Source organism: Paenibacillus flagellatus (assembly GCF_003217775.1).
Lineage (GTDB): Bacteria > Bacillota > Bacilli > Paenibacillales > NBRC-103111 > Paenibacillus_AB > Paenibacillus_AB flagellatus.
The window spans coordinates 35,438-55,071 of the sequence record NZ_QJVJ01000006.1; the positions used below are offsets into that span (position 1 = coordinate 35,438).

Consider the following 19,634-nt stretch of genomic DNA (forward strand, 5'->3'; position numbering starts at 1 on the left):
TGTACAAGAAGCGGGCGTCCGACGCGACAACCGTTTGCAAAACGTTAACGGAATTTTTGATTATAACGATTGCAACCCCCTGTCCGCGTACTCTATAATGGCCTAGATATCCATCTAAGGAGGAAAAAAATAGTGAATACCGCAGGCGCCAGTGCCGCTTCGGCACCTTTTGACTTGGGGAACGTCAAGAGGCTGCCGATTTTGATCTCGCTTATTATTGGCGCGTTTTTCTCGATATTGAACGAAACGCTGCTGAATATCGCCTTCCCCGAGCTGATGATCGAGCTGAACGTATCGGCTCCGACGCTGCAATGGCTCGCGACCGGCTACATGCTCGTCGTCGGCGTGCTCGTCCCCGCTTCCGCGCTGCTCGTGCAATGGTTCACGACTCGGCAAATGTTTCTTGGCGCGATGACGCTGTTCTCCATCGGAACGCTTGTCTGCGGCACCGCCCCCGAATTCGGGTTTCTGCTCGCCGGCCGGCTGCTCCAGGCGGCGGGCACCGGACTGATGCTGCCGGTCATGATGAACACCATTCTCGTCCTGTACCCGCCGGAGAAGCGGGGTGCGGCGATGGGGAGCATCGGGCTCGTCATCATGTTCGCCCCGGCGATCGGGCCGACGCTGTCCGGTCTTATTCTCGAGTCGCTGCAATGGCGTTGGCTGTTCTACATGGTGCTGCCGTTCGCCCTGTTCTCCATCGTGTTCGCGTCCATTTACTTGAAGAACGTATCGCAGCCGACCAAGCCGAAGGTGGACGTCATCTCCATCGTCTTGTCCACGCTCGGATTCGGCGGCATCGTGTACGGCTTCAGCAGCACGGGCGAAGGCCACGGCGGCTGGTCGAGCCCGGAGGTGTACGGGACGATTATCGTCGGGGCGGTCGCGCTGCTGCTCTTCGTGCTCCGGCAGCTGCGGGTGAAGGAGCCGCTCATGGACATCCGGGCGTTCCGCTTCCCGATGTTCACGCTGACCGCGATTTTGCTCATCATCATGATGATGACGCTGTTCTCGACGATGGCGCTGCTGCCGTTTCTGTTCCAGGGCGCGCTCGGCATGACCGTGTTCGCCTCGGGCCTGCTCATGCTGCCGGGCAGCTTGCTGAACGGGCTCATCTCCCCGCTGACGGGAAAGCTGTTCGACAAGTTCGGCCCGCGGGCGCTCGTCATTCCCGGCGCCGCCTTTCTGCTCGTCCTGATGTGGTTTTTCACGCGGGTCGACATCCATACGTCCAAGGTCGAATTTCTCATCCTGCACATCTGCATGATGGTCGCGATCTCGATGATCATGATGCCGACCCAGACGAACGGTCTGAACCAGCTGCCGCCGCGGTATTATCCGCACGGCACGGCCATCCTGAACACGCTGCAGCAGGTGGCCGGCGCGATCGGCGTCGCCTTCTTCATCGGCATCATGTCCTCTGGGCAGCGGCGCTTCCTGGAGTCGTCGACCGCCCCCGCTTCGCCGGCCCAGCTGGCCGAAGCGACGGTAGCCGGCGTCCACAACGCGTTTCTGTACGGCTTCGGCTTCGCCGTCGTCGCGCTCGTCCTGGCGCTGTTCATCAAGCGGACGAAGACGCCGGCGCAATAAACCGGCGGCGTACGCCAAACATCCCGCTCTCCATCGCGAGGGCGGGATGTTGTTCGTTATTCGCTTTTACAACGATTGAAGCCAAAGCCAGACCGCAACCGCCATGACCGCCCAAGCCCCGGCAATGGACATCGTCGTATACATCTCGCTCGGCTCGGGGTCCTTCACCCAGAACCGGTACGTCGCATGAAACAGAAATGTCCGAAACGCTTCGTACCGATAAGCGCACCACCCGTACACGAACAGCGCGACGGACATCAGGAAATAGCCGACATGCCCGTTCGCCGCGTGATACTCCTCATACGCCGCCCGGACCAGCTCCGCCGGATGATACCGTTCTTCCCCGGGGGAAAGTACACGCCGGTCGCCAACGTAAACCGCCGTTTGCGGCACCCATTCCCCGAGCTCGTCGTAAGCCAGGAGCATGTCGGATTGACGCTCCACCCGAACCGATTTGCCGCTCGGATAGCGGACGGAGAAGGACGGCCGCCCGTCCTCCCGATGCTCGGGCCGTACCGCGTACGTCTCTTCGCCGATCCGGACTTCCTTGCGATCGGCATAGGCGGTAACGGTCGCGATCCGGCCGGTCCCCGACCGATACTCGGTCGTGTTTCCGTCCTCGCTTTCCTTCTTGAACTTGTGCGAGTCCAAGTAAAATACGTTCGTCGAGTAATACGGGACCGCCCATACGGCGATCGCCGCCGCGACCAGCAGCAGCAAACCGCCTTTCCACACGCCGGGCCATCGCATATGCCGCATCCTCCGCCCCCCCCCCCCCCCCCCCCCCCCCCCCCCCCCCCCCCCCCCCCCCCCCCCCCCCCCCCCCCCCCCCCCCCCCCGCTCCTCTGCTCCTAAAACCCGTTACGCTTAATACGCAATCGAATGGAGCGGGTTGCGGAACGAGCCGCCGGCGGTCGCCCCTAGGGCAACCGCCGGTCGTTGCGGATTACGGCGTACCGGTACCGGGCGCAGCCACGTCAACGATACGACTGTCGGCCGGAGCGACGATCAGCGCCCGCGCGTCCGTCGCATACAGATCCGCCGCATGCAGCCGAATGACGCCTTGCGTCTCACCGTCCGCCGGCTTCGCCCGGAACGTCAAGCCCGGCGGTCGGCCGCTTCCTCCCTTGGTCCAAGTGACCGACAATTGCCCCGGTACGGCGGAGTCGACGGCATATTCGGCGGACGGGTCGCCGCCCTCCAAGCCTTCGAAGGAGAAAATATCGGAATCGTACGTCACTTGAATCCGCTCGACGTTCACGGCGTATCCCGCGCTCTCCAGCCGCATGTCCGCCCGGAACGTCTGTCCCGGCGCCGCCGCGTCCGGCGTCTCGAGCCGCAAACGGGGCAGCGTCGCCGGATTCGGCCCGTTATCGCGATCCTCCTCCGACGTGACGACGACGTTGTCGATCCGGACCGTGCCCGCCGCCGCATTGCTGAAAAACATCAGCTTGGCTATGCCGGATGCGGCCGCATTGCGGAAGGCGAAGCCGGTCGCGTACGTGTTGCCGTTGATGAGGATATCCGTCTTCTTGGCAACCGTATCCAAAATCAGCTGAATATGATACCATTTCCCGGTTTCGTACGGCATCAAGTTTTTGGCGGTCGCACCGTCGAACGCTTGTATGTTCCCGTTGGCGCTGAACAAGACGGAGCTCACTTCCCGGTTACCGGCGTCCCGTACATACGGGGCCCCGGTCGTTACCTTATGGTCGGTACGATACCAGTAATCGACGACGACCGTGCCGGTCCGTTGATTGAACGTGCGCAGAGCCGAAGATTGAACGGACGACTGCTTCGTCATTTCCAAGCTGCGGTTCGTCGCATTCGGCACGTCGGCCACGATGACCGGCCCGCCCGAGCTGACGACGGACCATCCTTGCGGGACCGCCCCCGGCTCGTTGAAGCTGTCGCTTACGGTGTAGGTCGGAAGCGACGAGTCCGGGTCGTCGTCGCGAAGAAGGTCGTCGTCCGTCCAGGCCGGCGGACGGGCTTCGAGCCGCCCGACTTCGACGTCGTCGATTTCGAACGAGCCCGCACCGGAGACGGACCAAGACAGCGCGCCGACGGACGCGGCGTTTTGCCGGAGCCCGAGCCGCATCCCTTTCCGGACTTCGTCCACGTAGACGTCGTAATTGCGGCCGGCCGTATCCACGACGATTTTGATCTTGTAGTCGATATTCGGCGCATAACCGCCCAACGAACGGACCGTGGCTCCGTCGGTAGCGGTCATCCGCCCGCCGCTCGCGAAGGAGAGGGTCAACACCGGCGCGGCACTTGCGTTCGGCTTGAGCTTGACGTCGAGCGGAACGCCCGGCTGATTCGCCCTCACGCGGAACTCGGCCTGAACGACTCCCGTCTGCGGCTCGAACGAAGCGGTCGCCTCCATCCCCGACGCCCCGCCCGTCAGCCTCGCCTCCCGGTCGTTCATGGCCCCCGCCCGTTCGGTAACGGCCGCCTGCGCGCCCGTCCCGGCAATGTGCCAGCCCGCCGGAGCGCCGCCCGGAGGAGCCGCGTCGAAATCGGCCCGGTACGCCGTCCGAAGTCCGTCCCCGTAAGTCGGGACGATCGTTTCGACCGGCGCGCCGTCCGCGAACGTTCCCCGGACGATCAGCCGGGGCCCGCCGTACGAATGCTCCCGCGTATGTATCGGCATCGGCAGGCCCTCGTAGTCCGTTCCCGACAGGACGAGCGTCGCTTGCCGTTCCGCCAATCGGCCGCGGATATAATCGGTGACGTCCAGCTCGTATTCCCGCTCCATGCCGTTGACCGCGACGGTATCCAATATCCCGGTCAGCGTCGGCGGCGCGTTGTGGGGCCCAATCGACGCTTCGTCCCAGCCGCTGCCGGCGCCCGCGACGGTCAACGTCGCCGCTTTCCCCGAAGCGCTGGACGTACGCACTTGCAGCACCGCGCGGTCGACGGAAGCGACGGAGCCCAAGTCGAACGTCACGTACGCCCGTTTCGTTTTGGCGGCGTCCGGCGTATCCACGACCGTCATCGTCGTGGCGAAGCCGAAATTCGCCGGACCGTACACCGCATCGTACACCGCGCCATGCACCGACGCGTCGGCGATCGGCGGGATCGGCAGCGCCGTGTAGGCTCCGTCGTCGCGCAGGCTCAGCTTGACGCGCTGCGTCCGCCCTCCGGTCCCGTCGGTTTGGACCGCCAGCCGGACCGTCGGGGCGAGGCGCAGCACCTTGACGGACGGATCGGCCGATACGACCCCGACCGCGGCCCGGTTGACGTCCACTTCGATGATTCCTTTGTTCTCCTGCGTCGGATCGGATACCGAAATATCGAGCTCCTCCGCCGTTTCCTTGACGGCGACCGCGGCCTTTTTATCCGCCGTTATCAAATCGCCGACCGTCCGCTTGACGTCCTGCCAGAACAAGGCGGCCGTCACGTTCAGCTTATTGTCCCGGACGGCGTGGACGTACTCGTTCCGTTCGAGAATCGTGACGTCCGGCTTCTCCGCGTACGCCGCCGTCTGCTCCTCCGTCCGCTCCGGCAGCAAAATGTAGGAATACCCGGCCCCGTTCGGATTTTTGCCGTGATCGATCCAAAGCGTCAAAAAGGTATTGTCATACACCGTCGCATCCGTCGAGGCGGACACGTCCTGCCATGAGCCGGATCGCACCTCGCGCAGCGCCTTGACCGCCGCGTTTCCGTCCGGGAACACGTACCCCGTGCCGGAGGAACGGCCCCCCTCTTGTTTGTCCTGCAAATGGATATGGCCGACGTCCTGCAAATCGGCGCTCCAGCCGGGGTTCGACGGCTGGGGCCGGCCGTCGACCGTCAGTCCCTGCCGCTTGTGGCGCTCCAGACGCCGATTGTCCACGATCGTCTCGATCGTCCGGTTATCCGCGCTCGAGATGTCGGAGCCGAGCGCCACGATCTCGTTGTCGAACGCAAACCACGACTTCCTCGCCTTCAAGGTCGTGCCGTAGCTTTCCAGCTCCATCCCCGAAGCCCCGTACTCCCCCGCCTCTACGCCGCCCACCCAGCTCTTCGTGCCGAGCTTGTTGCTTTGTCCTTCCGGGCGGGCGTACTCCGCATCGACCGTAATGCCGGGAAGCCGTTTCATATCGACCGTCGCCCAGTAGTTGTCGTTGAACTGGGTATGATCCCCGTCGTAGAGGTAGGTCATTCCCGACGACGTATACCATCCCCTCTTGTTCTCGCCGGCGATCGTTTCGAAGTCGTAGATGCGCTTCGAGTACAGGCTCAGGCCGAAAGCGTAGGCCGGCCGCTGCTGTACCGCCCGGTCCATCCCCGCGTACTGCCGGTAAACCGCAAGCGGCGCGGCCGTAACGGCGGGGTCGTCCATAAGCGCTTTCACTTTCAAGTAGTTGGGGATGGACGCCCGATCGAAATACCCGTACTCCGTCTTCCCTTCGAGCCATTCCTTGATCGTCCGCTTGATGATCGCGGCCTCCTCGGGCTCGGCGAAATCGATCACCTTGATCAACGAATCGATCAGCAGGCTGCCCTGCACGTGGTCGCCTGCGCCTTGCCGCGCGATCGACCTTCCGTTGACCATATCCATCAGTCTGCCTTTATGGACAAGAGGCAGAAAGCCGTCCATCGTCCACGCCATGACGTTGTCCGCCCTCGGGTCCGTCATTTCCCAGGGCGTGTCCTTGAGCAGGTCCAGCAGCGTGACGAGCTTCCCGTATTGCTCCAGACCGTACGTCCCCGTGTAGGCGTGGGCGTCATGGGAAACGAACGAGCCGTCCCGGTACCACCCGTTCCCTTTATCGACGAAAGGATAAATAAGCGCCTCGTAATCGCTCAAGCGGTCCCGGACCAAGGCGAGACGGCTCCCGTCCTTCACGAGAATGCCCCGGACGACGATCGGCAGCGATTCGGACAGCCGATTGGCCCCGTAGGACGGCGTGACCGACGTGGCGTACGTCGTCGGGTCGTGCGCGAACCGGTGAACGGCGTTCATGTAATTCGTCAGCTGCCGCTCCGTCAGCCGATCGTACAGCAAGGTCGCGATATTGACCAGCACCGTCGGGATGTTGATTTCCCAATGATGCTGGTTGACTTGCCAAGTCATCGTCTCGTTATACTGATTCTCGTACGCCCAATCCAAGCCTTCGGTCAGATCGGCCAGCAGTGCCGGGTCGCCGTACAAGGGCGAGCCTTTGGTCGAATAGCCCAACGCCATCCGGTACAGCCGCTTGTACGTCTCGTAAATGTGGGCCGAGCTCGGATAGGCGGCCGGGGTCGCGTCGTCCCACAGCAGCGACCGCCCCTCGCTTTTGTTCATCGTCTCCCAAGCGGATTGCGCCAGGGACGTAATGACGTCGATCCGGCTTTGAAGCCCCGGATCCGTCACGGGCAGCTCGTAGCCGTCCTCGCCCGTTAACGAATAACGCCATTTCCAGCGCAGCCGGTCGAACACGCCGTCCTCCCGGACTTCCTCCCCGATGGACGCCGGCGCCGCTCCCGCAGCGGACGCCCCGGCGAAGCCGGCCGGCTGCCCCGGCCATAAGCCGAGCGCGAGCGCAGCGGCCAGCAGAAGCGCAACGAATCGTTTGTTCCTCATGGAACCCTCCTCCGATGGATGAGATTGGGGACGGACCCTCTTTTGTTTCGAGCGTCCGCCCCCCATCATCATAAGGAAGCCCGTCCTTCCGGTGGTAGGGACAATTTTTGAAACCGTTCTCAAATTTTTGCCAAGCAAAAAGACGGACGCTTCATTCCGCGCCCGTCGCCGCCTCCTTGCGATAAGTGCCCGGCGTGTAGCCGGTATGCTTTTTGAAAATACGGATAAACGACTGGGGGTGCGCGAACCCGATCCGGTCGGCGATCTCCCCCGCGGTCAACGTGTCGTTCTCGATGAGCTGTATCGCCTGCTGCACCCGCCGACCGTTGACGTAATCGACGAACTTGACCCCGAATTCCTCCTTGAACAACCGGCTGATCGTCGTCGTATGGAGGCCGAAACGGTCTCCCAGCATGCTTAAAGACAAGTTCGGATCCGCGTAGCGCTCGTCGATGAACGCTTTGATGTCTTGAAGAATGCCGGAATGCTTATTCGCTTCCCGCCATTGCTCGAGCGAATCCCACGTTGCCGCCAGCACCGTCCGGATCGTATCGCCGATTTCGCCCATCGTCTCGGCCATCCGCAGCGACTCCTCGAGGCGCGTGCTGTCCGCGAACCAGGACGACAGCTGCTCCGGAGGAACGTCCGCCAGCTCGCGCTGAACGTGGAACAGCAGCATGTACGACAAATTCAGCACCTGTTCCGAGCCGTACCCGCCGCCCTGAAGCGAGGCGAGCAGCCGTTCCGTCTCGTCGTTCCAGCCCGGGTCGCCCATTCGCAGCAGACGGGCGATTTCCTTGACGGTTTGCAGCTCCTGGAGCAGCTCGGGGCGCAGCTTCTCCGGCACGTTCCGGTAAGGAATGACCCGGTTGAGCCCCAGCGTCATTTTGTAGGCGAGCGCTTCCTTGGCCCATCGAACGGATTTGGAAACGGTCGCGAAGCCGTCCGCTTCCGTTCCGACGCCGATCGTCACCGTAAACGGCAAATGCCGCTCGACCCATTCCCGAAGCGCCTCCAGCGCTTCCTCGACCGCCGCCGAATGCGCCCCGGGATCGCCCGTCCCGATGATGACCCCGCAGCGATGCTCCGCCAGCCAATCGGAGCAGACGGAATACCCCCTCGAGCGCAGCGACTCCTCCGCCGCCGTTTGAAGCGCATATTTCAGCAGCCTCCGATCCGCTTCGGGAAAGCGGTTGCAAACATCGGCGGCATAACGGTCGATTTCCAAAATCGTGCCGAGACACGGCCCTTCCATCGCGAGGCCGAGACGTTTCGATTCGCGGCGAAATTCGGCCGATTCGGGGTCGACGCGTCCTTCGGCAAACCGCTGGAACAGATGGGCGCGCTTGAACCGTTTGTTCTCTTCGTTCTCCTCGTTCAGCCGGTTGGAGCGGTCCAGCAAGCTGTCGAGCGCGAGGCTGATGCTTTGAAACTCGTCCGGCTTCTCCTTGGCGGAGGCGGAAGCAAGCGGCGCTCTCTGGATCGAGAGCGAGCCGATCTGGCGGATCAGCGATTCGACGGGCCGGTAATGGCGCCGGCTGACGTACACGATCCAGACGATCCCCACGGCGATGCAGAGCACGCCGACCCCGATCGACGTATACAGCGCCGGGACGATCCACCCGGTTATGCCGGGCTGCAGAACGCCCCCCTCCAGCCTCCAGCCCGTGTTGGCCATCGTTTCGCCGGCCAGCCTCTTGCGGTCGTGCCCTTCCGGACGCTCCGGGACGGTGCCGGCGATCCGCCGGCCGCTTGCGTCCGTCAGCTCGAGATATCCGCTGGACGTATCCGTGGAACGGGCCAGCATCGATCGCAGCGCTTCGACGTCGATATTGACGACCAGCAGCCCTTTGCTTCGCAAGTCCGCGATTTTGGCCAACGAAACGATGCCGGTTGTTCGGTCCGAGAAGGGATCGTCCTTCCAATCGCGAAAATCTCCCCAGTAGAAGCCGTCGTACGAATCGAGCTTCCCGCGGATGTACGGCATATCGTGAAATTCGGACAGCGGACTCCGTCCGCCCGGCTCGAGCACGGTGTCGTCTTCCGGCTTGTACAAGTACAAGGAATGTACCATGGGCAGCCGATCCTGCATCTCGCGCAGGGCGAACGCCGCGTCGTACAACGGGCCCGGCTCGCTCCGGCCCGCCCGCTCCGAATGGTAGTAGGCGGCGATTCTCGGCTCCACGAGCACCATGTCGTTCATCGCTTCCTCGATATTGCGAAGCGACTGCTCGAGCAGCTGCTTCGCGTTCCGCACCACGCTTTCGCTCGACCGGACGGCGGCCCGGTCCGCTAAGACGCGCATATTTTGAAAACTGATCAAAAGCAACGTGACGCAGATGACAACGAAGACCGGCATGTACGAGAACAGCAAGCGGCGAAACCAGTTTCTCTTCATCGTCAACCCCCCCGGATCATGACTCTATTATTCCTTATGCCCCGGGCCAGCGTCAACAGCGCCGGCCCGCGGAAACCGGGTACGCCGCCGATTTCAAGAAATGTTCATGCCGCAAAATATGGTTTCTGTTCAAAGCGCGGCCGATCGCTTACGATGTGATTCGCACGACGATCTGACTTATACTTGTACAAAAGGGGATGAATACGCTACATGAAAAAAACATTATGGATCGCTTCGCTCGTGGCGATCGGCGCGCTCGCCGCATGCGGGAATCCGGACGACCCGGGCTCGTCCTCGAATCCGGCTTCTTCGACCGGCAACGAATCCGCATCGGGTAAACCCCATCTCGAGCTGAAATGGTTCGTGGACTCCCCCGCCAACGCCCAGCTTCCTTCCGGGGATGCGGACTTCGTAAAGAAAACGATCGAGTCCAAATTCAACGTTACGCTGAACGTCGAATATATGGGGCTGAGCGAGGATTACAACAAAAAAATCAACACGTACTTGACCTCGAACGCCCCGCCCGACATGTGGAGGGACGCCAACTCGGACGGAGGACAAAAGTATGCGCTGGACGGCCTGCTCGGCGACATCAGCCAATTCGTCACGCCCGCCAACATGCCGAACTATTTCAAATATTGGATCGACGAGGCGTCCCTGAACAATTATCAGGTGCACAACCAGTTCGTCCGCGCTCCCATTCCGTACAGCAAGGAAATATACCGGGCATGGTACATCCGGAAAGACTGGCTCGACAAGCTGAAGCTTCCCGTGCCGAAAACGTACGACGACTATTTGACGGCCATTCGCGCGTTCTCGAACGACGATCCGGACGGGAACGGCAAAAAGGATACGTTCGGCTTCACCACCGCCGGAGGCGGCAGCGCCCTGGGCTTCGACTGGCCGGAATATATCAAGCACGGGCTGACGTATTCCACCTTTATCGAGAACAACAAGTTTATCGACTCCCAAACCGATCCGCGCAATCAGCAGGTGCTGGACGATATCGCCAAGGTGATCGGGGAAGGGCTCGTCGATCCCGACTGGTTCCTGAACAAAAACCCGCAGCATATCGACAGAGCCGCGCAAGGCAAAGTCGGCGTCGTGCTCGGATCGAGCAAAGATTTCGCTTACGACTCGAACCCGCAAAGCCTGCAAAGCAAAACGAAGCAGCTGTTCCCGGACGCGAACTGGGTGCCGTTCACGCCGTTCGGGTCAACCCCGCTTCAATCCGGCATCGCGCCGGGAAGCCCGTTCCTTTTCCACAAAAACGTCGTGGAGAAAAAGCCCGACAACGTACGGCGGACGACGGAAATATTGGATTGGCTCGCCGGCGAGGAAGGGTTTCTGCTGACCCACTACGGCCAGGAGGGCAAGCACTATACGCGCAGCGGGAACAAAATTACGCTCAACCCGCAAACGTTCGAGGAAGATATCGTGAAGAAGGGGAACTGGCTCGCGATCTGGGACTTCTTCACCCCGGACACGCCGAACGTGTTCCAGCTGGAGGTCGTCGACCCGCGGCAGACCGACCGGGACCGCGAAATCGCCAAAACGATCGCCGCCATCCCGACCGCCCCTTATCTCGGCACCAGCTTGACGCCGCCGCCGGGCTTCGACTTGGCCGCCTTCCGCACGCGCCAGCGTCAGCTTCAAGTGAAAGCCGTCTTCGAGGACAAGTCCGGCAAAAATTGGCCCGTTTACTTGGAGGAGCTGCTGACCAAGTATAAAGGGAACGAGCTCTACAACGCCTACACCGAGCAAATCAAGGCGGCGGGCATCATAAAATAAGAACGGCACGATGGAACGGGACGGCCTGCGCATGCGGGCCGTCCCGTTCGTCTTGCCGCGAAAAGCCGGCCGGACCGCGACGCGCAAAAAAAAAATGGAACCGCTTCGCGGCAGCGAACGCCTAATAAACGGGACGCGGGATACGCGGGTCCGGCCTTCGTCGCACCGCCCGAACCGAGGCGCGCCGGTTGCCGCGTTTGGCGCGCGCGTCGCCCCGTTGCCCGGGCCCGTTTTTTTGCGTACAATAGAGGCTAAAGTCCTGTTCTCGCGCAAATGTCGTCAAGGAGTTGCATCCGGTGAAAAATAAAGTTTGGATTGGGACGGCCGTCGTCCTGGCCGCCGCGATTTGCTGGGCGGGTTATCGCTATATCGCGGGCGGCAAGACGGACGTCGTCATCGTCGGCACGGAGCTCGAAGGGATGTACTTGGCGAAGCGCGCGCACGAGCTCGGGCTGCGCGTCGCCGTCCTCGAGCCGGAAGCCGCCGTCGGCGGACAGCTGCTCCGCGGCGAGATGCTTTATCTGGACGAAACGTTCGACGATAAAGGCAAATCGCTGCTCCAAGGCTCGATCAAGGAGCTGTTCCGCGACTACTACGCCGGCCAGATCCGCAAGCTGGACGATTTCACCCGCTACTTCCAGTCGTTGACGCGAGGCATACCGATCGTGACGCAGGCGGGCTTGACCGGGGCGAAAACCGAGAACGGCTCCGTCCGTTCGCTGTCGTACCGGACGCCGGACGGACGCGAAAAGACGGTGGAGGCGGATTATTTCGTCGACAATACGGACAACGCCTCGCTCGTCCGGCTGCTCGGCGTCGAGCGGCTGCCCGGCCTCGAGGCGCTGTATCAGAGCCCGCAGCCGGAATATATGAGCGCGACGTACATGATGAAGTTCAAGGGCGTCGACTGGGAAACGTTTTACGGCTCGTTCTGGAAAATGAACAAAACGGAACGGATGACGATGTACGGGCCGGAGACGTACGTCGACGGCAACCTCGCCTACGGCTTCCCGCCGATCGTCGCCCGCTACGAGCCGCAAAACCCGGACAAGGTCAACCTGCGCGGGCTGAACATCCTCAACCAGAAGGACGGCGAAATCATCATCAACGCCCTCCAAGTGTACGACGTCGACCCGAACGACCCCGAGTCGGTCCGGCGCGCGATGGAGTACGCCCGCGAGGAAATGCCGCATATCCGCGACCATCTGAGGCAGCACGTGACCGGCTTCCAGAACGTCGAGCTGAACGGCGAGCCCGCCTACTTGTACATACGCGAATATAACCATTACCCGACCGAACATACGCTGGAGGCGTCCGATTTGCTCGGCGGCGAGATGTTCTGGGACAACGTCAGCGTCGGCGGCTACTTTATCGACATCCAGGGGTCCCGCTCCAACCGGGAAGGGTTCGCCATCGGCCGGCCGGACAAGTACGGCATCCCGCTGCGCAGCTACTTGCTCAAGGCGGCGGACAACGTCATCCTGACGGGCAAGCTCGTCGGCGCGACGCCGGTCGCTTACGGCAGCGCGCGCATCCAGCCGAACGGCTCGCTCGCCGCGGAGAGCATCGGCGTGCTGCTCGCCCGGCTCGAAGGCAAGAACGTCGGGCTGAAGCAGGTGACGCCGGAGATCATGACCGATTTCCACGCCCATATGAGGGAGAAGTACGGGATCGAGCTTCAGCCGGGCCAAGGAACGAACAAAATCGAAGGCATGTCCCCCGAAGACGTCGCGGACTTGAACAAAGGCCATATCACCCTGCTCGCGAACAAAAACCAGGCGCGCACGCTGCCGTTTATCCGCGTCTACTTCAACAACGCCGAGATCAAGTTCACCGCGCACAAGCCGGTCATCGTCGACGGCAAGACGTGGACGCCCGTCGAGGAGCTGCTCCGCGCGTTCGGCGCGCAGCACATCCGCCTCGATCTCGACCGCGGCGAAATCCGGTACGCGCGCCGCGAAGAGCCGGACCGGATGCTCACGATCGCCGCCCCCCTTCATATTCTGAACAACCGGGTGCTCGTCAACTTGCGCGAGATCAGCGATCTGTTCGGCTACAAGACGAATTGGGACAATTTGAATCGGATCGTCACGATTTACTCCGACGAGCCGGCAGCGCCGGCCTCGCCTTGACGATCCCGCACGGCGACGAGGCCGGGGCCCCATGGACGGGGCTCCGGCCTTTTTGCCGTTTTCATTCCTTCACGCTGCCCAGCACGACGCCTTTAATAAAAAACTTTTGCAAAAACGGGTAGACGAGCAGGATCGGCAAGGCGGCGAGAAAAATTTGCGCCGCCTTGATCGTCCGGTTCGACAGCTCCTTCATCAGCTCCGCGTCCTGCTCGTCCAGGCCGCTCGTGTTCGTCTGGATGACGACCGTCTGCAAGTAGCTTTGCAGCGGGTAATGGTCCGGATCGCTCATGTAGATGATGCCGTCGAACCAAGAGTTCCAGTGCCCGACGAGCGACAGCAGCGATATCGTGGCGATGCCCGGGGCGGACAGCGGGACGTATACGCGCCACAGCGTCGCCCAATGGCCCGCTCCGTCGATGAACGCCGCCTCCTCCAAGTCTCGCGGCAGCGTGCGGAAAAAATTGAGCATCAGCAAAATGCTGAATACCGGCACGGCGCCCGGCAAAATCAATGCCCATACCGTATCGAGCACGCCGGTCATCTTCATGATCATGTACAGCGGAATGAGTCCCCCGCCGAACAGCACCGTCACGAAGAAATACCAGACGTAGAAGGTGCGGAACCGGAACACGTTCGCTTCTTTGGCGAGCGGATAGGCGATCATGACCGTCATCAGCACGTTGATCAACGTCCCGAGCGCCACCCGCTTCACCGATACGAGAAACGACAGCAGGAACGCCTCCTTGTGCAGGACGAACGCGTACGCCTTCGCGTTGAACCCGACCGGCCACAGCTTGACGAGTCCGTTGCCCGCGGCCGTGCTCGAGCTGAACGACACGGCCAGGACGTGGACGAGCGGGAACAGGCAGGCGACCGCCATGGCCAGCAAAAACGCGTAATTGAAGCCGGCGAACAGCTTGCGGCCGAGAGACGGATATTCGACCATCCGGTATCCCCCCCTTTAAAAAATTCGATAATTGACGAACCGATAAGCCAAATAGTAGGACGTCGAGATGAGCACGAGCGAGACGACCGATTTGAGCAGGCCGATCGCGGCCGCCGGGCTGTACTGCATGCCGACGAGTCCCATCCGGTATACCATCGTATCGATAATGTCGCCGCTTTCGTAGACGACCGGACTGTACAGGACGAAAATTTGCTCGAAGCCGGCGTTCAGCACTTGCCCCAAGCTGAGCGTGACGAGCAGGACGACGATCGGCCGGATGCCGGGCAGCGTCACGTGCCACAGCTGCCGCAGCCTTCCCGCGCCGTCGATCGCCGCGGCCTCGTACAGGTTCGGATTGATGCCGGCCAGGGCGGCGATATAGACGATCGCCGAGAAGCCGAACTCCTTCCACTCGTTTGAGAGGACGAGCACGAACGGAAACCATCGGTTGTCGCCGAGGAAAAATACGGGCTTCAAGCCGAGCGCCTCGATCAGTTGGTTGACGATTCCGTCGGCGGGCGATAAAATGTCCAGCAAAATGCCGCCCAATATCGTCCACGATAAAAAGTGAGGCAAGTAGACCATCGTTTGAACGGCCCGCTTGAACGTCTCCTTGCGCACTTCGTTCAGCAGCAGCGCCATGACGAGCGGCACGGCGATGCCCGCGGCGATTTTCATCACCGCGATGAGAAACGTATTGCGGAACACCTGGTACGTATCCGGCAAGCTGAACACGTACTTGAAGTTGCTCAACCCGACCCAGTCCGACCCCCAAAATCCTTTCGTCGGCACATAGCGCTCGAACGCCATCACGATGCCGAACATCGGAAGGTAATGGTAGACGAATACGATCGCGAAACCGGGCCATATGAGCAGGTGCAAAGGCAGTTGGGCGTAAAAGTTGCGGCGCACCCCGGTATCTCCCCTCTCCGGCTCCGCCTTATCGTTGGTCGGCGTACCAGTCGTTTACTTCCTTCGTCACTTCGTCGCCGCCTTGTCTCTTCCAGGCGTCCACGAACTTGTCGAACTCGTCGATCGGCGCCCCGAGAACGATTTTCGTAAACGTCTCCTGCTCCAGCTTGCTCAAATTCGGCATTTTGTCGATCATCGCCGGAGTCGGCGTCGTATAAAACCGGTTGGCGACGTACAGGTTGTTCTTGTAATAGTAGTCGAGCACCGCCCCCGACGAATTCGGGCTGTTCTGCGCGAACTCGCCCCAATACTTCATCTCGCCCTTCTCGTATTCCCGGATATGCCCGTAGACGACTTTCTCCTGCGGCCCGAGCTTGGACGCGTCGCTTTCGCCCTTCATGACGGCGGCGATGCGCCGGTAGACGTCGATATTGTGGATGGACCGGTACATTTTGACCGGAGCCATTTGCCAGATCGTATTGTTGTCCGCGCTTTGGTTGTACTGCTCGTAGACGGCGTCGGACGTATTGAAGTAGTTCGTGTTCAGCCATAGTTCCAGCATTTTCAGCAGCGCTTCGGGATGCGGGGCGCCTTTCTTCACGACCCAGTAGTAGGAGAAAATGTTCAGGTCGTGCTGCGGGCGGGCCGGCTCCCCGTCGATCGACGGCATCGGGTACGCCTGCCATTCGACGTTCGGCGTGCTTTGCTGCAGCGGAAAGTTCGCCGAACCGCGGGCGCCGTAGAACATGCCGATCCGGTTGCCGCCGAAGCTTTCGTTCACCTTCGCGCTCGTCTTCACCGGAAATTCCGGGTCGAGCTGCCCGTCCTTGTACAGCTGCTGCAGCTTCGCGAGCGCCCGCTTCATCTCCGGCTGGATGCTGCTGTAGACGAGCTTGTCGTCCCGCTTGTCCTTGATCCAAATCCGGCTGTAGGCGTGATAGCCGTTATAGATGCCGAACGAAAACGTGGAGTGCAGCGTATTGTCCATCCCGAGCCCGAACGTGTCGGGCTTGCCGTTGCCGTCGGGGTCCCGCTTCGTGAACGCCTCGGAGATGGCGAACACGTCGTCCAGCGTCTTCGGCTCGGACAAGTTCAGCTTCTTCATCCAGTCTTTGCGAATCCAGAGCACCGGTCCGCTCTCCTTCGCCACCCCGGTGAACGGGATCGCCATCAGCCTCCCGTCGATATGCGCCGACTGGAGCGGCTCGGGACCGGCCTCGTCCATGACGCGCCGGACGACGTCGGGCGCATACCGGGCGTACGTGTCGGTCAGGTCCGCCAGCAAGCCCGCCTCGTGCAGCTGCTTGAACTGCGTCGGCGTCGCCGGGAAAAAATCCGGCAAATTGCCGGTGGCGATCATCAGGTTCGCCTTTTGGGCGTATTGGTCGGCCGGCACCGCCCACAGCGTCTTCACCTTGATGCCGAAATCGCGCTCCAGCCTGCGCGTCCACGGATTGTTGTTGACGTCGTCGCCGTTCGTATATTTCAAATTCGGGAACGTGTACGTGACCGTCGTCATCTCGATCGGCGGATCGTACTTGTCCGGAAGCGCGGCCGCGGCGGCGTTCGGCTTGCCCGAGCCGCCTTCTCCCGCTGCTCCCGCGCCTTCCGGCACACCGTCGGATTGGCAGCCGGACAGGGCGGATGCCGCCGCGAGCAGGAGCGACGTCAAATAAAGCGTCGATTTTCCAGTAACCGTTTTCATTTCGAGCTCCCCTTCGGAATGGAGATTGTCGGAACACGCGGCGCGCCGTGATCATGGCCCGGGCCGGCCCGCCGATCGCATGTACCGTCCCCATCATAGGATGACGGCCGCGCGCCGCCAGCTCCGATTTTGCATATCATGAGCGCCGTTGAAGAATCCGCAAAATCGTCGATTGGCTGCAATTCGGTTCAGTCGTTCGGCTCGACCGACCCGCAGTTCAAATTTTTCCGGTATTCCCGCGGCGTGTAGCCCGTCATCCGCTTGAACATCCGGATGAACGAGTTGACGTTTTCGTAGCCGACGAGAAGCGCCACGTCGCGGATGCGGGCGTTCGTATTGCGCAGCAGGTCGATCGCCTTGCCGATCCGGTATTCGTTCACATACAACACGAAGTTGACGCCGGTCTTTTCCTTGAAATAGTTGGACAAGTAGCCTTTGGACATGTTCAGCCTGTCGGCGATGAACTCGAGCGACAGGTCCTCGCCGTAATGGTTCGCGATCAGCTGCTTGACCGCCCCGACGACGCCGTCCTGCTCCGCTTGGCGCTCCGCGACGAGCTCGGCCGCGCGCCTCGCGAATTCGTTCATGAAGGCACGGTAGTGGGCGTGCGTCAAGCATCCGTCGATATGGCCGTGCACCGCCTGCAGCTCGAAATCGGGCGGAATGTCGATATGCTTCTCGATGAGCGACCGGGTGACTTTGCCGGCGAGCTCCTTCGCGATTTGGGAAAATTGGTGGGCGCTCGCCCCCTTCGCCTCCATGGCGTCCAGCATCCGTCCGGCGACGTCGATCAGATGATTCGCATTGCCCGCCTGCAGATGGGACATGAATTCTTTCTCGAGGGAGCCGGAGAAGAACACCGCATACGAATCGGGACGGTACTCGGTGACGAGCTGCGTCTCGTCCTTCGGCAGCCGTTGGCGAACCATGCTGCGCGTCTTCTCGTACGCTTCCGTAAAGTCCGCCGGCTGCTTCCACTGCGGGTGAACCGCGATCGTGACGATGCACGCATCCTTGTCGCGATCGAATATCGGCTTGAGCCGGTTCAACGCCTCGAGCATCGTTTGCGCCGGCGGATCGTCGAAAACGAGCGATAAGACGTAATCCTTTTCGATCTGAAGCGTGATCGATTCCCGCGAGAACGTCTCCGTATGCAGCTCGATATACTGCTTGATCGCCGCGGCGGCGCGCTTTCGTCCCGTTCCGCCCGAACGTTGGAATTCCGGCGTAAACGCCAAATGATACACGATCATGTAGTTCGGATTCGCCGAATCGACCCGTGCGCGCACGTCGGCGTATTCCTTCATATTCCCTTCGATGCTTTTGAGCTTGCTCAAATAACCGAATCGCCGGAGCAGGTCGTTTTTGCGGCGCAGGTCGGCGTCGGTGTGGCGCGATTGCTCCAGCAAGTCGTTCAGCCTGGCGCGGATCAGCTTGAATTCCGAGACGCCGCTCCGAATCGGCCGGACGGGAACCGACGACTGCATCGAGGAGACGATCGCCCGGAGGGGCGAATGCAGCCTCATGGCGACGAACAGCGAGAATGCCGCGCTCGCGGCGACCGCCGCGACGAGCAGGACGACGAGAACGGTTTGGAGCCGCGACACTTGGGCGGCTACCTTGTCGTTCGGAACGACCGACACGTAGGTAAGCCCCGTCGTCTCTCCCTTGCCGTAAAAATAGTAGTAGTCGCCTTTCTTGACGAAAGACGCGCCCTCCTCGAACGCGGTCGGCAGCTGAACGGACGGATCGCGGACGTTATGGAACACGATGCCGTTCCGCTCGTCCCATATGTAGAACAGATCGCTGTCGAAGTAGCGGTAAGCGCCGTACAGTTTGCCGGCGTCGAGGAACGCCGCGACGACGGTATCGGGAGCGATCCGGTTCCGCATGACGACCGGCAGGAACGTCCCCCGGACGAGCTTCTCCGTCCCCGCGTTCCCTTTCACGAATTCGGAAGCCGGGTAAACCGCGAGCGCCTCCTTCCCGTCGAATTGCCGCTGCCAAAAGGCGGCGTCGTACGCTTGGCTCCGATACGACTTGGCGAACAGCGTATCGGCCTTGTCGCTGCCGTCCCGGTCGATCGCGAAATCGTTCTTTTTGAAGTAAACGACGAGGTTGTCCATCTGGAGCAGCTCGTTCGCCACAAGCGTCTTGATCGCGCCCGTCAGCTCCAGCACTTGGGCGTAATTCGAATTGTCCGCCGTTCGCCGCAGCGAATCGACCCGCTCGTCGAAGTAGAGCCGCACCGCTTCGCTCTGCACGTAGCGGAAATGGTTCTCGTAGCTGTTCACCGTATGCCGGAGCGTCAGCTGGTTGTGCCGGATCGTCGCCTCGTGGACGTTGCTTGTGAAGAAGGCGAAGCTTAAACTGTTAAACGACGCGAGCAGCGCGACGACGGCGAGAAATCCGCCTAGCAGCTTCGCGAACAGCGAGCTTTTGCCGTGCCGCACCGCGCGCCACAGCTCGGCCGCCCACGTTCCGTCCCTCGCCTCCGACGGACGGGCAAGTCTCGTCGCCAGTTTATGCGGCATAGGTCCGCCCTCCTTCCATCGTCAAGCTGTTTTCAAATTCCATATTTCCCCTCATTAGTATCATAAAGG

General features: G+C 61.4%; 10 protein-coding genes. 3 read left to right on the plus strand and 7 right to left on the minus strand.

The features are described from left to right. Positions 1–132 precede the first annotated feature (132 nt). On the plus strand, positions 133–1,590 hold the full coding sequence (locus tag DLM86_RS14465) for an MDR family MFS transporter (RefSeq protein ID WP_110840753.1): 1,458 nt from the start codon (positions 133–135) through the stop codon (positions 1,588–1,590). Positions 1,591–1,656: 66 nt separating this feature from the next. On the opposite strand, the gene DLM86_RS14470 is transcribed toward DLM86_RS14465, so the two are convergent. From DLM86_RS14470 to DLM86_RS14485, 3 genes are all read right to left on the minus strand, one after another. Beyond that, on the minus strand, positions 1,657–2,340 hold the full coding sequence (locus DLM86_RS14470) for a hypothetical protein (protein WP_110840754.1): 684 nt from the start codon (positions 2,338–2,340) through the stop codon (positions 1,657–1,659). Between the two features lie 196 nt (positions 2,341–2,536). Continuing rightward, positions 2,537–7,147 (minus strand): polysaccharide lyase family 8 super-sandwich domain-containing protein, encoded by a 4,611-nt coding sequence (locus DLM86_RS14480; RefSeq protein ID WP_158289475.1) that lies wholly within the window; start codon positions 7,145–7,147, stop codon positions 2,537–2,539. Between the two features lie 151 nt (positions 7,148–7,298). After that, positions 7,299–9,545 carry a helix-turn-helix domain-containing protein gene (locus DLM86_RS14485; protein ID WP_110840756.1) on the minus strand — a complete coding sequence of 749 codons (2,247 nt, stop codon included), beginning with the start codon at positions 9,543–9,545 and terminating at the stop codon, positions 7,299–7,301. Positions 9,546–9,755: 210 nt separating this feature from the next. Between DLM86_RS14485 and DLM86_RS14490 the strand changes: the two genes are divergently transcribed. Together DLM86_RS14490 and DLM86_RS14495 are read left to right on the plus strand one after the other, a co-directional pair. Beyond that, complete coding sequence (locus DLM86_RS14490; protein ID WP_110840757.1) at positions 9,756–11,336, plus strand: extracellular solute-binding protein; 1,581 nt, start codon at positions 9,756–9,758, stop codon at positions 11,334–11,336. A gap of 296 nt (positions 11,337–11,632) precedes the next feature. Further along, positions 11,633–13,468: an FAD-dependent oxidoreductase gene (locus DLM86_RS14495; RefSeq protein ID WP_110840758.1), complete on the plus strand. Its 1,836-nt coding sequence runs from the start codon at positions 11,633–11,635 to the stop codon at positions 13,466–13,468. Positions 13,469–13,529: 61 nt separating this feature from the next. Here the strand turns inward: DLM86_RS14495 and DLM86_RS14500 are convergent, their stop codons facing one another. The 4 genes from DLM86_RS14500 to DLM86_RS14515 form a co-directional block, all read right to left on the minus strand. After that, positions 13,530–14,414 (minus strand): carbohydrate ABC transporter permease, encoded by an 885-nt coding sequence (locus DLM86_RS14500; RefSeq protein WP_110840759.1) that lies wholly within the window; start codon positions 14,412–14,414, stop codon positions 13,530–13,532. Between the two features lie 15 nt (positions 14,415–14,429). Continuing rightward, positions 14,430–15,326: an ABC transporter permease gene (locus tag DLM86_RS14505; protein WP_245954599.1), complete on the minus strand. Its 897-nt coding sequence runs from the start codon at positions 15,324–15,326 to the stop codon at positions 14,430–14,432. A gap of 28 nt (positions 15,327–15,354) precedes the next feature. Further along, positions 15,355–17,031, minus strand: a complete 1,677-nt coding sequence (locus DLM86_RS14510; RefSeq protein WP_110840760.1) for an extracellular solute-binding protein — start codon at positions 17,029–17,031, stop codon at positions 15,355–15,357. Between the two features lie 188 nt (positions 17,032–17,219). After that, complete coding sequence (locus DLM86_RS14515) at positions 17,220–19,565, minus strand: helix-turn-helix domain-containing protein (protein WP_110840761.1); 2,346 nt, start codon at positions 19,563–19,565, stop codon at positions 17,220–17,222. Positions 19,566–19,634 lie beyond the last annotated feature (69 nt).